General features: G+C 74.3%; 2 protein-coding genes. One reads left to right on the top strand and one right to left on the bottom strand.

The annotated features are described in order from the left end of the window. The coding region (locus PROKR_RS36120) for a hypothetical protein (RefSeq protein ID WP_036968914.1) at positions 1-187 on the bottom strand (187 nt) is incomplete at its 3' end. 184 nt (positions 188-371) lie between these two features. Here PROKR_RS36120 and PROKR_RS24585 point away from each other — a divergent pair. Beyond that, positions 372-948: hypothetical protein (locus PROKR_RS24585; protein WP_211240232.1), on the top strand; the 577-nt coding region annotated here is incomplete at its 3' end.

Here is a 948-nt window from a genome sequence, read left to right as displayed (position 1 = left end):
TCGTGACGGCGGTGGCCACGCCGGTCAGGGCGCGCAGCCCGGCGGGCACGTCGGGGTCGAGCACCCAGTCGCCGACGGCGAAACCGAGCACGCACGCCACCGTGCCCGCCAGTCCCCACCAGACGTTGCGGCGGAAGCTCGCGAGTCCGCTGCCGCCGTCGTCCGCGACGGCCGGGCCGGTGCTCATGACGCCATCCTGCCAGCGGCGCCGCCTGTCCGGGGGTGTACCGCAGGGGCCCGATGACATCTGTCACACGACCTTGTGACAGGTGCCCGCGCAGGGGTGCGGTCTCGCACTACAGGCCGTCGTCGCCGTCGGACAGCGTGGAGAACAGCGCGGCGAGGAGCGCCGCACGGAAGGAGACGGAGCGATGACGCAGACGACGGCGCACACGGGCACGACGGCGGCGGGGCACGGTCACGGCCACGGGGACGGCACGGGGGACACCGCAGTGCGGACGGCGACCCACCACCATGCCACCCCGGTGACCAGGGCGCGGACGGTCGGCAGGTTCCTGGCGCACCTGGCCGAGATGGTGGTGGTGATGGTGCTCGGGATGCTGCTGCTGGGCCCGGCCTGGGACTGGGCGGGTGCCGCGCTCGGGGTCGAGGCGGCGCTGGGCCGGCCCGACGTCGGCGCCGTGGTGATGCTCCTGGACATGGTCGCCGCGATGACGGTGTGGATGCGCCTGCGGCGGCACTCGTGGCGGGCGATCTGGGAGATGAACGCGGCGATGGCCGTGCCCTTCGTGGTGCTGCTGACGCTGTTCCGGGCCGGGGCCGCCACCGCGGGCGACGTGATGCTCTGGGGCCACGTGCTGATGGTCCTGGCCATGGCGGCGGCGATGCTGCTGCGGCCGGCCGAGTACACGCAGCACGTCCACGGGTTCGACCTGGCGTGGCTGCGCCGCCGCTGGCCCGTGCTGCTCGGGCTGACGCTGCTGGCGG

The organism is Promicromonospora kroppenstedtii DSM 19349, from assembly GCF_000515355.1.
GTDB lineage: Bacteria > Actinomycetota > Actinomycetes > Actinomycetales > Cellulomonadaceae > Promicromonospora > Promicromonospora kroppenstedtii.
The sequence above is the reverse complement of the archived record's forward strand: the minus strand, read 5'-3'. Positions and strand labels throughout refer to the sequence as shown.